The organism is Chryseobacterium sp. PCH239, assembly GCF_018924625.1.
GTDB classification, from domain to species: Bacteria; Bacteroidota; Bacteroidia; order Flavobacteriales; family Weeksellaceae; genus Chryseobacterium; species Chryseobacterium cucumeris.
This window is the reverse complement of sequence record NZ_CP073027.1, coordinates 1,919,463-1,936,508: the sequence shown is the minus strand read 5'-3', so window position 1 is coordinate 1,936,508 and position 17,046 is coordinate 1,919,463. Positions and strand designations below refer to the sequence as shown.

General features: G+C 35.4%; 18 protein-coding genes. 10 read left to right on the top strand and 8 right to left on the bottom strand.

Annotated features, from left to right (window positions below):
• Nucleotides 1–118: 118 nt before the first annotated feature.
• From KBP46_RS08795 to KBP46_RS08775, 5 genes are all read right to left on the bottom strand, one after another.
• Nucleotides 119–757: a porin family protein gene (locus tag KBP46_RS08795; RefSeq protein WP_216445152.1), complete on the bottom strand. Its 639-nt coding sequence runs from the start codon at nucleotides 755–757 to the stop codon at nucleotides 119–121.
• Between the two features lie 95 nt (nucleotides 758–852).
• Nucleotides 853–1,344 (bottom strand): DUF6438 domain-containing protein, encoded by a 492-nt coding sequence (locus KBP46_RS08790; protein WP_216445151.1) that lies wholly within the window; start codon nucleotides 1,342–1,344, stop codon nucleotides 853–855.
• A 344-nt stretch (nucleotides 1,345–1,688) separates the two neighbouring features.
• Nucleotides 1,689–2,672: a GTPase ObgE gene (gene obgE / locus KBP46_RS08785; RefSeq protein WP_216445150.1), complete on the bottom strand. Its 984-nt coding sequence runs from the start codon at nucleotides 2,670–2,672 to the stop codon at nucleotides 1,689–1,691.
• Nucleotides 2,673–2,728: 56 nt separating this feature from the next.
• A complete protein-coding gene (locus tag KBP46_RS08780; RefSeq protein ID WP_034697446.1) occupies nucleotides 2,729–3,307 on the bottom strand; it encodes an adenylate kinase in 579 nt (192 codons plus the stop codon).
• Nucleotides 3,308–3,459: 152 nt separating this feature from the next.
• Entirely contained in the window at nucleotides 3,460–4,014 is a 555-nt protein-coding gene (locus tag KBP46_RS08775) for a phosphoribosyltransferase (RefSeq protein WP_047374145.1), read from the bottom strand.
• Nucleotides 4,015–4,410: 396 nt separating this feature from the next.
• Between KBP46_RS08775 and KBP46_RS08770 the strand changes: the two genes are divergently transcribed.
• Nucleotides 4,411–6,000 (top strand): ABC-F family ATP-binding cassette domain-containing protein, encoded by a 1,590-nt coding sequence (locus KBP46_RS08770; protein WP_216445149.1) that lies wholly within the window; start codon nucleotides 4,411–4,413, stop codon nucleotides 5,998–6,000.
• A 156-nt stretch (nucleotides 6,001–6,156) separates the two neighbouring features.
• Here KBP46_RS08770 and KBP46_RS08765 read toward each other — a convergent pair whose 3' ends face one another.
• The 3 genes from KBP46_RS08765 to KBP46_RS08755 all read right to left on the bottom strand — a co-directional run bounded on the left by KBP46_RS08765 (nucleotide 6,157) and on the right by KBP46_RS08755 (nucleotide 8,000).
• Nucleotides 6,157–7,080: an alpha/beta fold hydrolase gene (locus tag KBP46_RS08765; protein ID WP_216445148.1), complete on the bottom strand. Its 924-nt coding sequence runs from the start codon at nucleotides 7,078–7,080 to the stop codon at nucleotides 6,157–6,159.
• 116 nt (nucleotides 7,081–7,196) lie between these two features.
• Nucleotides 7,197–7,724 (bottom strand): hypothetical protein, encoded by a 528-nt coding sequence (locus tag KBP46_RS08760; protein ID WP_216445147.1) that lies wholly within the window; start codon nucleotides 7,722–7,724, stop codon nucleotides 7,197–7,199.
• Nucleotides 7,725–7,727: 3 nt separating this feature from the next.
• Nucleotides 7,728–8,000 carry a hypothetical protein gene (locus KBP46_RS08755; RefSeq protein WP_216445146.1) on the bottom strand — a complete coding sequence of 91 codons (273 nt, stop codon included), beginning with the start codon at nucleotides 7,998–8,000 and terminating at the stop codon, nucleotides 7,728–7,730.
• Nucleotides 8,001–8,177: 177 nt separating this feature from the next.
• Between KBP46_RS08755 and KBP46_RS08750 the strand changes: the two genes are divergently transcribed.
• The 9 genes from KBP46_RS08750 (at nucleotide 8,178) to KBP46_RS08710 (ending at nucleotide 17,020) form a co-directional block, all read left to right on the top strand.
• The gene (locus KBP46_RS08750) at nucleotides 8,178–9,464 is read left to right on the top strand and encodes an adenylosuccinate synthase (RefSeq protein WP_047433086.1); all 1,287 of its coding nucleotides are present in this window, start codon (nucleotides 8,178–8,180) and stop codon (nucleotides 9,462–9,464) included.
• Between the two features lie 322 nt (nucleotides 9,465–9,786).
• Entirely contained in the window at nucleotides 9,787–10,629 is an 843-nt protein-coding gene (locus KBP46_RS08745) for a hypothetical protein (protein WP_062676416.1), read from the top strand.
• A gap of 164 nt (nucleotides 10,630–10,793) precedes the next feature.
• A complete protein-coding gene (locus KBP46_RS08740; RefSeq protein ID WP_002981269.1) occupies nucleotides 10,794–11,567 on the top strand; it encodes a ParA family protein in 774 nt (257 codons plus the stop codon).
• A 69-nt stretch (nucleotides 11,568–11,636) separates the two neighbouring features.
• Entirely contained in the window at nucleotides 11,637–12,527 is an 891-nt protein-coding gene (locus KBP46_RS08735; protein ID WP_034697457.1) for a ParB/RepB/Spo0J family partition protein, read from the top strand.
• Nucleotides 12,528–13,166, top strand: coding sequence for a DUF5683 domain-containing protein (locus tag KBP46_RS08730; RefSeq protein WP_034697458.1), 639 nt, complete (start codon nucleotides 12,528–12,530; stop codon nucleotides 13,164–13,166).
• Nucleotides 13,167–13,227: 61 nt separating this feature from the next.
• Nucleotides 13,228–13,929, top strand: a complete 702-nt coding sequence (gene dapB / locus KBP46_RS08725; RefSeq protein WP_062676415.1) for a 4-hydroxy-tetrahydrodipicolinate reductase — start codon at nucleotides 13,228–13,230, stop codon at nucleotides 13,927–13,929.
• Between the two features lie 132 nt (nucleotides 13,930–14,061).
• Complete coding sequence (lepB, locus tag KBP46_RS08720) at nucleotides 14,062–15,717, top strand: signal peptidase I (protein WP_216445145.1); 1,656 nt, start codon at nucleotides 14,062–14,064, stop codon at nucleotides 15,715–15,717.
• Nucleotides 15,717–16,391 (top strand): signal peptidase I, encoded by a 675-nt coding sequence (gene lepB, locus KBP46_RS08715; RefSeq protein ID WP_202967952.1) that lies wholly within the window; start codon nucleotides 15,717–15,719, stop codon nucleotides 16,389–16,391. Before lepB (KBP46_RS08720) ends, lepB (KBP46_RS08715) begins: the two co-directional genes overlap by 1 nt.
• Before the next feature lie 11 nt (nucleotides 16,392–16,402).
• Entirely contained in the window at nucleotides 16,403–17,020 is a 618-nt protein-coding gene (locus KBP46_RS08710; RefSeq protein ID WP_062676412.1) for a WbqC family protein, read from the top strand.
• The last annotated feature ends 26 nt before the right edge of the window (nucleotides 17,021–17,046 follow it).

Below are 17,046 nucleotides of genomic sequence, written 5' to 3'. Positions count from 1 at the left end.
GGTAGTCTAAATATTTTTAAGTATCTTATTCCACTTTTTTTAGACTTATTGCTTATTGAAAAACAGAAATGGCAACCCGAATATGAGCCGCCATTTTTTTCTGTTACATATCTGCAGTTTATTTAAATCTATATCCTACACCAGCCTGAAGAAATCCAATTTTAGTAGGAACAGCGTTGCTTTTATTCATTTCTATAAAATTGAAATTGTATCTGGCGTCAACAAAAAACTTTTGATTAATCTTATATTCTGCACCCAGAAAAGGAAATAAATTCAAGGTTTTTAAAGATTCGTAATTGTGGGTTTCAGCCTCATCAAAAACAGTATTCATTTTTACTTTGGATGATATATTAAATCCTAAGTTCATCCCTACAGAAGCAGAAAGCTCTGGAACAATATAATATTTTACTGAAATGGGAACCTGTATCTGGTTGAATTTGTAATCAAAGTGCATATCACCCACGTCTACTACTTCATTGCCTACCAACTCATACCAGGGATAAGCGTCTTTACCACCCAATTGAGTATATAGTAATTCAGCCTGTAAGCCAAATTTAGAAGATAAAGGCTGCTCTGCTGCAATACCTAAATAAAAATAGGATTTTGAATCCAGCCCGGTTCCAAAAAACTTCATATTGGATAATGAATATCCTCCCTTGACGCCAAAGCTCATAGATGCCTGATCTTTTGTGTTTTCTTGTGCTTTAAATATTGCTGAGAAAGCAAATACTGTGATAAAGAAAATGTTCTTCTTCATATTTATTTTTAAATGATTAAAAGTTTTTATAAAAAAATAATTCCTCCAAACGAAGGAATTACTTTTACAAAGATAATTTAAATATTTTAGTGAAGCTATTTCACTTTATCCCATTGTTGATTCTTTCTTAAGTTTTCAAAAAACTGATACACTTCCGAAAGCTTTTCACTTCCACGTTTTCCATAATCTTCCACATTTTTTGAAGTTCCGTCAGCAAATTTGATTCTTAAATAAGACGTTGGAAGATCGGTAATATTGTGTTCACCGTATTTATCATTCAAACTTTTTACATGTAAGCCATCTAGTAAACTGATTAATTTATTGTAATCTTCTTCTTTAATGTTTCCTTTAAAAGTACCTTCACGGGGCTTTGAAAACTCATCTTTTGAAGGCTTATCATTAAAATTAAAATGTTCCGCTTCAAAAACTGCAGTTCTGTCCGGATTGATTGTCATTGTAAAAACAGGGCAGAATCCAAAACATGGAGTAGCCTCATATTCAATTTTAGTATATTTTGAACTTACTTTTTGAGAAGTTATACACGATGTCAACAACACAAATGCACAAATGGCTAACAAATATTTCATAGTTTTTTCAATTTGAAAAGGTCTCCCAATAATTGTTCCAAAAGTATTCATCTTACTATGTTTTTATGTTAAATATAGAAAAGGAAAGTTGTTTAAGCCTTTGTTTTTTTTGAACCATTAAGATTGTATTAAGGTGTTAAGAATATAAAGATAAGCTTTGCCGTATGCTTAAGAAATCAGGATGATTCATCTTAACTTTACTTCATTTCTTATATCCATTCTTAATGGTTTAAAATATTGAATGGAAGAAATTGTATAAATGAAAACAGCCTCAGGTTCTCCTAAGGCTGTTGTTTTATAATGCAGTTCTATTTTCAAAATAAAACTGATAAATCAATGTATTTCTATCCGTGCAATTGTTTCCAGATAGCATCTTTCAGCTCCATAAGACCTTCTCCGGTAACACCTGAGAAGAACAGAGGCTGTTTGTTTTCCGGGAACTCTGCTGCAATTTCCTTCTTCAGTTCATCATCCAAAAGATCAGATTTTGAAACAGAAACAATGAAATCTTTATCCAGTAATTCTGGGTTATATTCTTTCAATTCATTTTCAAGAATTTTAAACTCCTGGAAATGATTTTCAGAGTCAGCCGGAATTAAGAATAAAAGGATAGAGTTTCTTTCAATATGTCTCAGGAATCTATGTCCTAAGCCTTTTCCTTCTGCTGCTCCTTCAATAATCCCGGGAATATCAGCCATTACAAATGATTTGTAATTTCTGTAATCTACAATCCCAAGGTTAGGAGTTAAAGTGGTAAAAGCATAATTGGCAATTTTTGGTTTTGCCGCAGAAACAGATGCTAAAAGTGTAGATTTTCCAGCGTTTGGAAATCCAACAAGTCCTACATCGGCCAAAATTTTAAGTTCGAAAACCACAAAGCCTTCTTCACCCTCCATTCCGGGTTGAGCATATCTTGGAGTTTGGTTGGTAGAGGATTTGAAATGTTCGTTTCCTTTTCCTCCTTTTCCTCCCTGCATCAAAATGATTTCCTGCTTATCTTCAAGGATTTCTCCGATAATTTCACCTTCTTCATTTTTAGCGATAGTCCCAATTGGAACATCAATATAAATATCAGAACCGTCAGCTCCTGTCAGCTGGTTTTTCGCTCCGTTTTCACCTCGTTCAGCTTTTATGTGACGAGTGTATCGGAGTGGAAGCAAAGTCCATTCATTAGCATTTCCTCTCATGATGACGTGTCCGCCACGACCTCCGTCGCCACCGTCAGGACCACCTTTAGGAATATACTTTTCACGGCGAAGGTGGGCAGAACCAGCACCTCCGTGTCCGCTTTTACAATGGATCTTTACGTAATCTACAAAGTTAGACATATAGTTTGTGTTGCGGGTTGCAGGGATGAAACTTCTTATCCCTTGCCATATCCCGATTATTTAATTTTCTCTACCTCAGCGAAAAGTTTTTGGGAAATCTCATCAATTTCTCCAACACCGTTTACCTCTACATATTTACCCTGCTGCTTATAAAGCTCGGCAACTTCTGCTGTTTTGGTATAATATTCTTTAATTCTGTTTTCGATGATCTCTACATTGCTGTCGTCTGATCTTCCGCTGGTTTCACCTCTTTTCAGAAGTCTTTCAACCAAAATTTTGTCCTCTACTACCAATGAAAGACAGATGTCAATCTCATCATTCAGTACTTCTTTAACGATGGTTTCCAAAGCTTCTGTCTGAGCAGTTGTTCTTGGATATCCGTCAAAAATAAAACCGTTGGTATCAGTAGGTTTTTTGATCTCGTCGATCAGCATATCTGTTGTTACCTGATCCGGAACCAATTCTCCCTTATCGATGTATGACTTAGCCAGTTTTCCAAGTTCAGTGTCATTTTTCATATTGTATCTGAAAAGATCACCTGTTGAAACCTGTTTTAAATTGAATTTCTCGATTAGATTCTGAGCTTGTGTTCCTTTTCCACTTCCTGGAGGGCCGAACAGAACAATGTTTATCATAATGTTGATACGCTTCCAGCAATGGGCATTTTGCTTCCGGCTTGTGGCTTTTGGCGGCTTGCTTTTTTGCTTTCAGCTTTTTTAAGTTATTATTAAATTTATTTCTTTATATAATTTTAAGCTAAAAGCTATCAGCTAATAGCCAACAGCATTTAATGGTTGATTTGTCCGTCTTCCAACTGATATAGATTCGGAAGGTTTCTTCCTAATTCATCATAATCCAGCCCGTATCCAAGTACAAATTTGTTCGGGATTTCTTTTCCGATATAATCCAGTTTGAAATCTTTCTTGTAAATCTCAGGTTTCAATAAGAAACTAGCCAGTTTTACAGATTTTGGACGTTGTGTTTCTTTGAAATATTTGAAAAGACTTTCAACGGTATTTCCTGTATCTACAATGTCTTCCACAAGAATAATATGACGGTCTCTTACGTCTTTAGTAAGCTCCATTTTCTGATAAACGATCCCTGTAGATTCTGTTCCTACATAAGAACTCATTTGAATGAAGGCAATTTCGCATTCTCCCGGGTAATATTTTAAAAGATCAGAGAAGAACATCACCACTCCATTTAACACCCCTATGAAAACAGGAACTTCATCCTTGTAATCTTCATAAATTCTTAACGCTGTCTCTTTTACAATTTCCTGAATTTCGGCATCCTTTAAATAAGGAACGAAAGTTTTGTCGTGAACTTTAATGCTTTCCATAAAATTTTTAGTAGTTGGCAAAGTTACGGATTTTTGATTAAAATACTTTCCTGTTTTTATCAGTTTGAAAGTTTGATGTTTTCCGGATCACAAAATTCAATATCCTGATGAAGTCTGTTTAAACATTCATAACAAAAAGCTTTTTAATGAGATAGAATGGTATAGCCTCAAAAAATAGATTTTAAAAATACTTTTGAAAAGCAGGTGTTTGAAATAAGGAAGAAAAGGATAATGATAAATGTCCTGATTATTGATGAAAACAAATATTCAGAAAAATGAGTATCTTTGTTCTTTCAAAACCCAAAAAAACAGACATGTAGGATATCATTTCTTTCAGACTCAATAAAACGGTAACAAGAATGTTGCTGGTGTTCAACCTTTATTAAGAAAGAAATCATGATTTTACTGCAAAATATATCCTTTGGGTTTCCTGGAGGAAATCTTCTATTTAATCATATCAATTTAACAATACAGTCTCATACCAAATCTGCTCTGGTAGGGAGTAATGGCGTGGGAAAATCAACCCTGCTGAAAATAATCGCGGGAGAAATACAGCCTCTAAACGGCAATACTAATATCCGGGGTAATATCTTTTATGTACCGCAGATGTTTGGAAATTTAAATGATCTTACCATTGCAGAATGCCTGAGGATAGATCAGAAACTCCATGCTCTTCAAAAAATTACCAATGGAGAGGTGGACGAAATATATTTTGAAACGCTCAATGACGACTGGGATATTGAAGAAAGATGCCAGAATGCTTTGGAGCATTGGGGACTCGAAAATTTTGAATTAACTCAAAAACTAGAAGACCTGAGCGGAGGACAGAAGACTAAAGTTTTTCTCGCTGGAATTCAGATCAACCAACCTGATATTATCGTATTGGATGAACCGACCAATCACCTGGACAGGGAAGGAAGAAAACTCTTGTATGATCTTATTGACAAAACAGATGCAACAGTGGTTATCGTAAGCCACGACCGTATTTTGCTCAATCTTGTGGATACTATATTCGAATTAAGCAATCAGGGAATTGCAACTTATGGTGGAAACTATGACTTTTATGCCAAACAGAAAGAAGTGGAGGAGGAAGCATTGCAAAATGATATCCATTCCAAAGAACGTGCTCTGAAAAAAGCAAAAGAAAAGGAGCGGGAAACTCTGGAACGAAAGCAAAAACTGGATTCAAGAGGTAAAGGGAAGCAGGAAAAATCCGGAGTCGCCAGAATTATGATGAATACGCTTCGGAATAATGCTGAAAAAAACAGTTCAAAACTTAAAAGTGTACACGCAGAGAAAATTAGTGGGATTTCCGGTGACTTAAGAGATCTGCGTTCCTCCTTAAAGAATTCTGATCAGATGAAAGTTAATTTTAATGATTCCAATCTGCATTCAGGAAAGATCCTTGTTACCGTTGAAGATATTAATTTCACTTACGGAAAAGAAAAACTCTGGAAAGAAAACATCAGTATGGAGGTGCGAAGCGGAGACCGAATATCAGTGAAAGGCTCAAACGGTTCCGGAAAAACTACCCTGATAAAGCTTCTGTTGGAAAATATTAAACCTTTGGAAGGAAAAATAAATAAGACAGAATTCAACAGTATCTATATTGACCAGGAATATTCCCTTATTGATAATGATTCAACGCTTTACGATTTTGTACAGACTTTCAATGACAATGCCATGCAGGAATCCGAAGTGAAAACATTACTGTCCAGATTTTTATTTTGGAAAGATACCTGGGACAAAAAATGTGGAATGCTAAGTGGCGGAGAGCGTTTACGGTTGCTTCTTTGCGGTCTTTCCATTAGTAATAAAGCACCCGATATGATTATCCTGGATGAACCTACGAATAATTTAGATCTCCAGAATGTGGAAATTCTCACCAATTCTATAAAAGATTATCATGGAACTCTACTGGTGATTTCCCATGATGAAGTTTTTCTTCAGGAGATTGGAATTGACAGAGAATTGATGCTGGGGTAATTATTATATTTCTTACAAATCAGACAAAATCCTTTAGATATTCAATAGGGGTGGGCTTTAGCCCGCCTTCAACATCAAAACAACTCCATCGGCTTTAGCCGAAACTTATACAGAAATTCCAGATCAATGCTATCTGGAATTTTTATTTTGTTCTTATTATTTTAAGATCCAGTTATGGATTTCCTTCAGAACCTGTTCTCTTATGGATTCGTTTAAAATCTCATGACGCATATCCGGATAGATTTTTACGTCTACATTTTGAAAACCATCAATTTTTAAGTTGTTGACGGTTTGCATGACACCTTTTCCAAAATCACCAATCGGATCGTTCTGCCCGCTTACGAATAAAAAAGGAAACGATTTAGAAATAGGTGCAGCCCAGTTTCTCGCTGTCGCTTTTTTATAAATGGTAAATAAAGTATAAAAAGCATTATGGGTAAACGGAATTCCACAAAGTTCATCCTTTTCAAAAGCTTGTCGGTTTTTAGGATTTACACTGAGCCAGCTGGTATCACTGAAATCTTTATCCTTTTTAAAATGTTTGTTATTGACGCTCGTAAAAACAGAATTCAAAAAAGTACGATGACGGGGAGCGATGGCATTTGTTAATGATAGATAAGCTCTCAATATATCTATTCCAGGTAAAGGTCCGCCGGTTCCTGTAATGATAGCTCCTGAAAATTTACTGCTTTCTTTTTGAAGAAGACATCGTGTAATAAAAGATCCCATGGAATGTCCCAGAATAAAATGAGGAACATCCTGATATTGTTCTGCAAGATAATCTGCCATCATTTCGGCATCGGCTACAAGCCTTTCATCCGGTTTTTCAAGCTGGAAGAAACCAATATCTTTTTTCTCTTTTACAGATTTTCCATGTCCCAGGTGATCATAGGTCAATACAGCAATTCCATGAGACGCAAAATATTCTGCAATCTCAGCATATCTTCCGCTGTGTTCCTGCATGCCGTGAACAATGAGTAGAGTAGCTTTTGTTGTTTCTGGAGAAAACAGAGTGTAGTAAAGCTGAGAATCACTGTTTATTTTTGATGAGATATAGTTTGGTTTTTGATATGTAGCCATATCTTAATATTTATTAAAATGCTTACTAATAAAAACCTTTAGTAAGTTTATATTTATTACTTAAATATTTTGAAACAACTTTAAGAATATAGTGAAAAATTTTTTTCAAGATTCCCTTACTTACTTTCCTCAACTAAACTAGCCTTAGAAACTAAAATGATAAGACTTTGATTTATAGATATTATACCTTTTTCTGCTAAATTTTTTAGGGCAGTATCAATCTCATTGTCCGTTATTCTTTTTGAAGGGAAAAATTTCTGAATAATATAATATATTGATTCTTTGTTAATTGTTTGAGATTTGGATAGAACTGAAGTTATATTTTCTTCTATAATTTCCTGATTATTAAGTGAGGAATCACCTTCTGAAATTTTAAAATCATATAGTTGCCTCTGCATTGCTTCTACATTACTTTTCATGATTCCGAAGGTATCACTATATAATCTATCAAAAAGATTTTCAATTTTTTTAGTATTATTATCTATAGCTTGTGCTACAGAAACAATTTCTTTATTTGACTTATCTGACCATTTGTAAAAAATAATTGACAAAACTAAAGCAAATACTGCAAGTATTATTGAGGAAATTGCTGCTATTAAATTAAATAAATCAAATGTAGATATTGTTGAGGTTGTTTCTTGCATATTCTATTTTTTCCAATTATTATGAAGCCATTTGTATCCCTTTTCAGAAAATCCCTTTCCGGCCCATGTATCTCCTGTTTTAAAAACTAATAATTCATCATTAGAGTCAATATATTTACTTAGATGATCTCTTATTTCTGATGCTTTTTTATCAGAAACAATAAACCAAGTTGAATCCAAATGATGCCACCAAATATCATATGTTTTAATTTGTTCGATTAATGTTGTGTAATCCTTTCCAGGAGTATTTAAATCATATCCAATGCAATAAACCATAATTAATCTTCTTCTCTTAAATTATTATTACAAATATATTCATTTTAATATTATATAAAGAACTTGATATCTGTACCCTCATGATTTCCACCCCACCCAAAAATAAAATCCTTCTCAAATTTGCTCACCCAATTTTTTAAAAGTAATTTTGCACGAATCTAAAAACAAAAGTAAAATATGTCAACTTATGTAGTTGTAGGTCTTCAGTACGGAGATGAAGGTAAAGGTAAAATCACGGATGTTTTATCAGCAAAATCGGACTATGTAGTACGTTTCCAGGGTGGAGATAACGCTGGTCACACGGTTTATGTTGGTGAAGAAAAATTCGTTCTACACCTTCTTCCTTCAGGAGTTCTTCAATGCAAAGGGAAATGTATCATTGCGAATGGAGTAGTGGTAAACCCTAAGTCTTTCATTAAAGAAGTTGGTCAGATCGAGAGCAAAGGCTTGAGAACAGATCATATCTTTATCAGCAGAAGAGCGCATGTCATCATGCCTTACCACATCCTTTTGGATACTTACCGTGAAGAGGAACACGGAGGAACTCAGATCGGAACTACCAAAAAAGGAATCGGACCTTGTTATGAAGATAAAATTGCAAGAGTCGGAATCAGAATGGTAGACCTTTTAAATCCTGAGATTTTAAGAGATAAAATTGAGAAAAACTTAAAAGTTAAGAATTCTCTTTTTGAAAAATATTATGGAAAGCCAACGTTAGACGTTGAGGAAATCTACAACGAATATTTAGCAATCGGAAAACAGCTTCAGGACAGAATTGTTGATACTGAATTAGAGCTTAACGAAGCGATCAGAGACGGTAAAAACGTTTTATTTGAAGGGGCACAGGCATTAATGCTTGACATTGACTTTGGAACGTATCCATACGTAACTTCATCTTCTCCATCTACAGGAGGTGTTTGTTCAGGAGCAGGTGTTCCGCCAACTTCACTTCAGAACCTTATCGGGGTAGCAAAAGCTTACTGTACAAGAGTAGGAAACGGACCTTTCCCTTCTGAACTGGATAACGAACTGGGTGAAAAAATCAGACAGATCGGTGGTGAATTCGGAGCAACTACAGGTAGACCAAGAAGAACAGGTTGGTTAGACCTTGTTTCCTTAAAGCATGCTTGTATGATCAACGGAATCAACAACCTTGTGATCACTAAGCTTGACGTTCTTACAGGAATTGAGAACCTGAAAGTAGTAACCCATTACAAAACTGAAGACGGAAAAATCATCGATTATTTCACTTCGTCAACAGAAAAGCTATACAACTACGAGCCAATTTACCAGGATTTACCAGGCTGGAGCGAAGATATTACCAAAGCAAGAAGCTATGATGAACTTCCTGATACTGCGCAAAAATACATCGAGTTTATTGAGAAATACTTAGGAATCAACGTATACTTAGTTTCTGTAGGTCCTGAAAGAAGTCAGAACATCATCAGAAAAGAATTATTCTAATATTTCTTAGAACATACAATAAAAAGAGATCATCATTGATGGTCTCTTTTTTTGTTTTTATGAGCCTTGTCAAGTTTTTAAACCTTGATGTGGGTAAGAGGTCATTAAGTTTATTCCTCATTTACTTGAGAAGAAATAACTCCTTTTTCTTCTATAAACTTTTTACTCGTAAATGTTAAAATTTAAACTTTATCATAAAATTTTCTAATATTATGTTGTTTTGATAAAATTTTGGCAGATGTTTTGATATTGAAACACTACTTATCGATAAGAACAATAAAACTAATAATCAAAATTTTTAACAGTTTAAATAGTAGTAGTGATGAAACAACATAACCAAAACCAGGAATTTCGGTTCAACGAGGTCCTGTTCGAGCACCGCAATAAAGACTATGGTGCCTATGTATTAAGAAACGAATCAGATAGAATATTAACCAAAGCGCTTTTTATCGGAGCAAGTTTAATGGCTGCAGTATCCATTACACCGTTTGTGATTTCTGCAATGAAACCTGTGGACGAGCCTGTAGGAACGGTATATGAACTTCCGAGAGTTGTTGAAATTCAGGAGATAGAAAAACCGAAAGATCCGCCGGTACAAATTGTAAAACCAACGCCGCCAGCTCCCGCAGTAAAAACATACGATGAAAGATTGCCAGAGCCTAAAGCAATTGTTACCAATGAAAAACAAGTTGTAGATAAAACGAATGCAGTAGCAAGCACAGAAACATCGGAAGGCAAAGAAGTACCAAATACAACCTATATTCCAATTGTTCCACGTGTTATCGGAGGAGATGGGCCACCCGCTGTAAAGGCTGATCCGGTAGTGGAAAAGACAGATCCTACAATTATTGATAAGGATCCTAGTGTAGAAGCTAGTTTTGCAGGAGGAATAGACTCCTTCAGAAATAAAGTAATGAACAGCTTCGATGGTTCAGGATTTGAATCAGAAGATGTTGTAAAGACGACAGTTACCTTTATTGTAGAAATGGACGGAACGATCTCAGGGGTAAAAGCTAACGGAACCAACGCCGATTTTAATAATGAGGCAATGAGAACAATTAAAATGATTTCCAATAAAGGAAAATGGATCCCTGCCAAAAACAAAAAAGGAGAATACGTAAGAAGTTATTTCAAATTTCCTATCTCCATGAAATTTGAGAATTAATACGGAAAAGTAAATTTCAAATAGTTATCCACAAAGAATTTTTTTTGTGGATAATTTTTTTTATCGTTAAATTGCTTATTAACAATATTTTAACTCAATTTTGATTTTCCCCACTCACCGAGAGCAAAGAAAAAAGTGTATTTTTGAAACTTAAAGTTCTAATAATGGCAAAAATCATAGGTATTGCTAATCAAAAAGGAGGTGTTGGTAAAACTACCACCGCTGTAAATTTGGCAGCAGCATTAGGAGTATTGGAAAAAAGAATATTAATCATTGATGCTGACCCTCAGGCGAATGCAACATCCGGTCTGGGTGTTGAGGATGTTCAGTATTCTACCTATAATCTTCTGGAGCACAGTGCAGATACAAGAGTTTGTATCAAGAGAACTGCAACTCCGAACCTGGATATTATTCCGTCACATATCGATCTGGTAGCAGCGGAAATTGAATTGGTAGACAAGGAAGATCGTGAGTATATGCTGAAAAAAGCGCTGGCAAGTGTAAGAGATGATTATGATTATATTATCATCGACTGTGCGCCGAGTTTAGGTCTTATTACCGTCAATGCGCTTACAGCTGCAGACTCTGTAATCATTCCAATCCAGTGTGAGTATTTTGCATTAGAAGGGCTTGGTAAATTGTTGAATACCGTTAAAAATGTTCAGAAAATTCACAATAAAGATCTTGGAATAGAAGGTCTTCTTTTAACCATGTATGACAGCCGATTGAGATTATCCAATCAGGTTGTGGAAGAAGTAAATTTACATTTCCCTGAAATGGTTTTTGAAACCATTATCAGTAGAAACGTAAGATTGAGTGAAGCACCAAGTTTTGGAGAAAGCATCCTGAATTATGATGCAGAAAGTAAAGGAGCTGTTCAGTATATTCAGTTAGCTGAAGAAGTTCTTTTGAAGAATGAAAACTTAATAAAGAATTAAATTAATAATAAATGGCCAACAAGTGAATGCTAGACATCACTTTTCAAACATCATTTATCAATTATATCTATGAAGGACAAAAAAAGAGCTATGGGACGCGGCTTGGGCGCCATTTTAAGTGCAGAATCCAAAGCAACTATCAATTCCGCTACTGATGAAGGAGCAGATAAGTTTGTGGGAAATATTGTGGAAGTTGCGCTTGAAGATATCTATCCGAACCCAACGCAGCCGAGAACTTATTTTGATGAAAAAGCATTAAACGAACTTGCACAGTCCATTAAAAACTTAGGCGTAATCCAGCCGATTACCCTTAGAAAAGACGGTGAAAAGTTTGAAATCATTTCCGGGGAAAGACGTTACAGGGCAACTAAAATTGCAGGGTTAACAACTATTCCTGCTTATATCCGTTTAGTAAATGACCAGGAGCTTCTTGAGATGGCTCTTGTTGAAAATATCCAGAGAGAAGACCTGGATGCTATCGAAATTGCCCTGACTTATCACAGGCTTCTTGAAGAAATCGGCCTTACTCAGGAAAACCTGAGCCAGAGAATAGGAAAGGACAGAAGTACGATTACCAATTCTATCAGACTGTTAAGATTAAATCCGGATATTCAGAATGCTATCAGAAGCGGTGAGATTTCTGCAGGACACGGAAGAGCAATCATCAGTCTTGAGAGTGAAGAAGATCAGCAGGTTTTATTTGATCTTATTATCAAAGAAAAATTAAACGTTCGTCAGGCCGAACAGGCTGCTGCTGCATTGAAGAACCCGAAGTCTCCTGCTGCCAAAAAAGCAAAAGTCGAGCTTTCCAATAACTATAAAAAAGCCCAGAAGACCATAGCAGATATCTTAGACGTAAAAGTAGAGATCAAATCTTCTGGAAATGGTAAAAAAGGTAAAATTGTTCTGGACTTCAAAAATGAAGAAGAGCTGGAATATATTTTATCCCATATTAAATAAATGAAGAAAATATTTTTCACATTTTTCTTGTGTATCGCTGCAATGGCTTACTCACAAGTAAAACCTATAGATACCGTTCGGATGCAGACTCTTCCGAAAGAAGAACCTCGTGTGGTAAAACCAAGCAAAACAGAAGCAAAGATTATTGAAGATCTTGAAAAAGCGAACGGTCCCACAGCAAAAACCATAAAGCTAAACCCTACCAGAGCGGGATTATATTCCGCAGTTTTACCTGGATTAGGACAGTTTTATAACAAAAAATACTGGAAAATTCCCATTGTCTGGGGAGCCGTAGGTGCTGGGGTTGGTATTGCCGTATGGAATGACAATCAATACAAAAAATACCGTGAGTATTACGTGGCAAAACTGAATGGAACTCCTAATGAATTTGTAGACAGTCACCCGTGGCTGGACAAAAAAGCTTTAGGTAACGCACAGGACAGAGCCAAAAGACAAAGGGATTATGCCATCGCCATTACAGGGTTGATCTATATCCTGAATATTGTAGATGCTGTAGTAGATGCACACCTTTACGAAAGCCGCCATGATCCGGATTTGGTTTTTAAACCATCGGTTATTCAGGATCAGTATGGGTATAGCGCACCAAAAACAGGATTCAGTTTAAGTTACAGATTTTAAAAGACAATACACCTGCAGAAGTTCTGAGGATCAGATGCAGATTAAAAAATAAAAAGATTATATGAAAATAGCATTAGTCGGTTACGGTAAAATGGGTAAGATCATTGATGAGATCGCACAGAAGAGAGGTCATGAAGTAGTTGCCCGTCTGAAGGAAACCCCAACTGCTGAGAATCTTAATAATCCGGATGTTGTGATTGAATTTTCACTGCCGGAAGTAGCATTTGAAAACATCAAAGCTTGTCTTGAAAATAAAATTCCGGTGATCTGCGGAACAACAGGATGGCTTGACCAAAAAGCTGAAATTGAAAAATTAGCGATAGATAATGATACTGCTTTCCTATATGGCTCTAACTTTAGTTTAGGCGTGAATTTATTCTTTGCTCTCAACGAAAAGCTTGCGGACCTGATGAAGAACGTAGATGAATACTCTTGCCAGCTGGAAGAAATTCACCACATCCACAAGAAAGATGCTCCAAGTGGAACAGCCATTTCCATAGCAGAAGGAATCATTCAAAACAACCCGAAATTCGATGCATGGAAACTGGAAGAAACAGAAGGCAAGCAGCTGGGAATTTTTGCGGTACGCGAAGACGAAGTTCCTGGAACACACAGCGTATATTATAGAAGCGAAGTAGACGAAATCGAGATCAAGCATACCGCTTTCAACAGAAACGGTTTTGCGCTGGGAGCGGTAGTCGCTGCCGAGTGGATTAAAGATAAAAAAGGAAACTTCGCAATGAAAGACGTTTTGGGGCTTTAATTTGTAACAAATTCTGTAAATTGCAGACCAATAAGCAGAAAATGATGAATAGTGAATTGTAACAGCGGACTGCTTTTATCATTTATTACTCATCATTTATCATTTATATCATAAGAATAGGCACAAAAATTTATGAATTATTTTTTAACTTATACAGTATATGTCATCATACTATCCGTGTTGATGGGGATTTCATCTTGGAAACTGTTCAAAAAAATGGGATATAGCCCTTTATTTGCTTTTATCCCTTTCTACAACTATTTCATTATTCTTAAAGAAACAAAACATCCGAAATGGTGGGCAATCCTTTCTTATCTTCCGATAGTAGGACCAATCATGATGTCGGTTTTCCACCTTTACTTAGTGAAGAAGTTCGGCAAAACACTTTTCAAAGATCAGATTCTTACCGTGATTCTGCCGTTTATTTATATGGCGGTCATCAACTATTCTAAAGATGTAGAGTTAGAAGATGAAAATACAAACGATCTGTTTCTTACAGATGAAGAGAAAAATGATAAGAAGAAAGATACATTCATTGGTTCCATTACTTTTGCCGTAGTCTTTGCTACCATTATCCACGTTTTTGTAACACAGCCTTTCGGGATTCCTACAGGATCTATGGAAAGAACTTTATTGGTAGGTGACTTCCTTTTCGTAAACAAATGGAGCTACGGGTACAGACTTCCAATGCGTCCGGTAGCAATACCTTTCCTTCAGGGAACCATTATGGATACAGGCCAGAAAGGAAATCCTAAAGATGATCCAAAGTCTTACGTAGATGCAGTGAAGCTTCCTTATACAAGAATTTTACAATTCAATAAGCCACAGAAAAATGATGTGGTTGTTTTCAACTATCCTCAGGATTCAGTACATACTGCTATTGACAGAAAAGATCCTTACGTAAAAAGATGTGTGGCTACAGCAGGAGATACTTTTGAAATGAGAGCCGGAAGACTTTTCGTTAACGGAAAGCCGGAGACTGTTTTGGGAGATCAGGAAGTACAGCACGCATATGTTGTTAATACTAAAGAACAATTAGATATTCCTACGTTATATAAAGGTTATGGTTTTTTACCTGTAAATGAGGAACAAACAAACAGTGGTTTTAGATATACTTTCCAAGGATTAACTAATAAAATTGCTAAAGACATTAAAGAATTACCAAGTGTAATTGATATGCAAGAAAGCATTTTGCCTAAAGGAACGGCTGCTGTCCAATATAAATTGAATTCAGATAGAACAGCATATACAAAAAGTATAGATACTGCACAATCTATATTTCCAGTTAATAAAGCTTGGAATCCTGATTGGTACGGCCCGGTTAGAATTCCTAAAAAAGGAGATGTAGTAGTGATCAATCAGGAAACACTGCCAATGTACCAGTGGATTATTTCTGAATATGAACACAACAGCTTGGAGAAAAAGAACGGAAAGATTTTCATCAACGGAAAAGAAGCGAATCAGTATACTATTCAGCAGGATTATTATATGATGATTGGTGACAACCGTGATGCTTCATTAGATGCAAGATTCTTTGGTTTCGTTCCGGAAGAAAATATTGTTGGAAAACCAATGTTTACATGGATGAGTCTTCAGGGTGCATTCTCTGACAGCAGTTCTACTTATCAGGCACCATTTAAAATCCGTTGGGAAAGAATGTTCAAAGCTACCAATACAGGAGAAGCCAATAAAACTTCTTACTGGTGGATTGCAGCGATGATCCTGATTTTATTCTTCGGATGGGATTATTTCATGAAATTATTCAGAAAGAAAAAAACTGAAGAATAGTGTTTAAAAGTAAAATATTTAATAGAGTCCTTTTAACAGGCAGCTTTATTGTAACTCTTTTTATTATTGCAAAACTCTCTGGGGTTTTGCAATATGCTTTTGTACCCTTGGCAGGTAATGAACCTACGATCAAAAGAAAGTCATTTATTTTTATGACCAATATCCTTCCTTATGAAAAGTTTAAAATGATTGCTTACAATCAAAATAATTTAGATTATCCCCAAGGTGCCTATGTACAAAGATTAATAGGAACTGAAAATGATGTGATTTTAATTGAGAATGGTGATTTATATGTTAATGGTATATTGATAGATGAATTTAATGTGAAACATTCTTACAAAATAGACAGAGGGTATGTAAATGATCTTCTATCCAAAGGTACTGAAGAAAGTGAAATCTTTCAGATTGATGACAATTATTTCATCACTCAATTAAGCGATAAAGAGCTTAATGATAATTTTTTTCATGAAAGGTTTATAAACCCGAATACCAATCAGGACATTCGTAAAATTTATCATAAAGACTGGAGTGCCGATAATTTTGGTCCGGTAAGAGTTCCAAGTGGAAAATTATTCTTTTTAGGAGATAATCGTAACGCAAGCTTAGATTCCCGTTATTTAGGCTTTGTTGACGAGAAAGATGCTGTAGGAAGAGTGTTTTATCCTAAAAACTAGATTATATTATTATGCAAAATATTTTATTACCGGCATTTTATATGCCCCCAATCTCTTGGTTCTCAGTGTTTTTGAATCCTGAGAATGAAATTGTATTTGAACAGTTTGAAAATTTCCCGAAACAGACGTATAGAAACAGAGCCAATATTTATGGTGCCAACGGAAAATTGTCATTAATAATCCCTATTAACCATAACGGAAAAAGAGAATTCAAAGATGTTGAAATCTCTTACCGTGAAGACTGGAGAACCCTGCACTGGAAATCAATCAAAACAGCATACCAGAGCTCTCCTTATTTCGAATACTATGAAGATAAGTTCAGAAAAATATTTGACCTTAAAGAAAAATTCCTTTTGGATTTTAACCTTAAAGGGATAGAAGTGATCCAACAGATACTGAAAACAGAAAAGGCACACTCTTTGAATGAAGAATATATCAAAAATCCGGAGAGTATTAATTTCAGAGAAAAGTTTTCGGCAAAGCTTCCTTCAGAATTTCAGATGGAAGAATATTACCAGACATTTTCTGATAAATTAGGATTTTTGGAAGATCTTTCGGTTCTTGACCTTATTTGTAATAAAGGCCCGGAATCATTGGTGTATATAAAAAATATAAAACAATCATATTAGCATACAATCGCTTTTGATGAAATTTT

What these genes read in the sequence shown, in the direction of transcription:
- KBP46_RS08795 (WP_216445152.1), bottom strand. Translation starts at nt 757, where the DNA reads ATGAAGAAGAACATTTTCTTTATCACAGTATTTGCTTTCTCAGCAATA.
- KBP46_RS08790 (WP_216445151.1), bottom strand. Translation starts at nt 1,344, where the DNA reads ATGAAATATTTGTTAGCCATTTGTGCATTTGTGTTGTTGACATCGTGT.
- obgE (WP_216445150.1), bottom strand. Translation starts at nt 2,672, where the DNA reads ATGTCTAACTTTGTAGATTACGTAAAGATCCATTGTAAAAGCGGACAC.
- KBP46_RS08780 (WP_034697446.1), bottom strand. Translation starts at nt 3,307, where the DNA reads ATGATAAACATTGTTCTGTTCGGCCCTCCAGGAAGTGGAAAAGGAACA.
- KBP46_RS08775 (WP_047374145.1), bottom strand. Translation starts at nt 4,014, where the DNA reads ATGGAAAGCATTAAAGTTCACGACAAAACTTTCGTTCCTTATTTAAAG.
- KBP46_RS08770 (WP_216445149.1), top strand. Translation starts at nt 4,411, where the DNA reads ATGATTTTACTGCAAAATATATCCTTTGGGTTTCCTGGAGGAAATCTT.
- KBP46_RS08765 (WP_216445148.1), bottom strand. Translation starts at nt 7,080, where the DNA reads ATGGCTACATATCAAAAACCAAACTATATCTCATCAAAAATAAACAGT.
- KBP46_RS08760 (WP_216445147.1), bottom strand. Translation starts at nt 7,724, where the DNA reads ATGCAAGAAACAACCTCAACAATATCTACATTTGATTTATTTAATTTA.
- KBP46_RS08755 (WP_216445146.1), bottom strand. Translation starts at nt 8,000, where the DNA reads ATGGTTTATTGCATTGGATATGATTTAAATACTCCTGGAAAGGATTAC.
- KBP46_RS08750 (WP_047433086.1), top strand. Translation starts at nt 8,178, where the DNA reads ATGTCAACTTATGTAGTTGTAGGTCTTCAGTACGGAGATGAAGGTAAA.
- KBP46_RS08745 (WP_062676416.1), top strand. Translation starts at nt 9,787, where the DNA reads ATGAAACAACATAACCAAAACCAGGAATTTCGGTTCAACGAGGTCCTG.
- KBP46_RS08740 (WP_002981269.1), top strand. Translation starts at nt 10,794, where the DNA reads ATGGCAAAAATCATAGGTATTGCTAATCAAAAAGGAGGTGTTGGTAAA.
- KBP46_RS08735 (WP_034697457.1), top strand. Translation starts at nt 11,637, where the DNA reads ATGAAGGACAAAAAAAGAGCTATGGGACGCGGCTTGGGCGCCATTTTA.
- KBP46_RS08730 (WP_034697458.1), top strand. Translation starts at nt 12,528, where the DNA reads ATGAAGAAAATATTTTTCACATTTTTCTTGTGTATCGCTGCAATGGCT.
- dapB (WP_062676415.1), top strand. Translation starts at nt 13,228, where the DNA reads ATGAAAATAGCATTAGTCGGTTACGGTAAAATGGGTAAGATCATTGAT.
- lepB (WP_216445145.1), top strand. Translation starts at nt 14,062, where the DNA reads ATGAATTATTTTTTAACTTATACAGTATATGTCATCATACTATCCGTG.
- KBP46_RS08710 (WP_062676412.1), top strand. Translation starts at nt 16,403, where the DNA reads ATGCAAAATATTTTATTACCGGCATTTTATATGCCCCCAATCTCTTGG.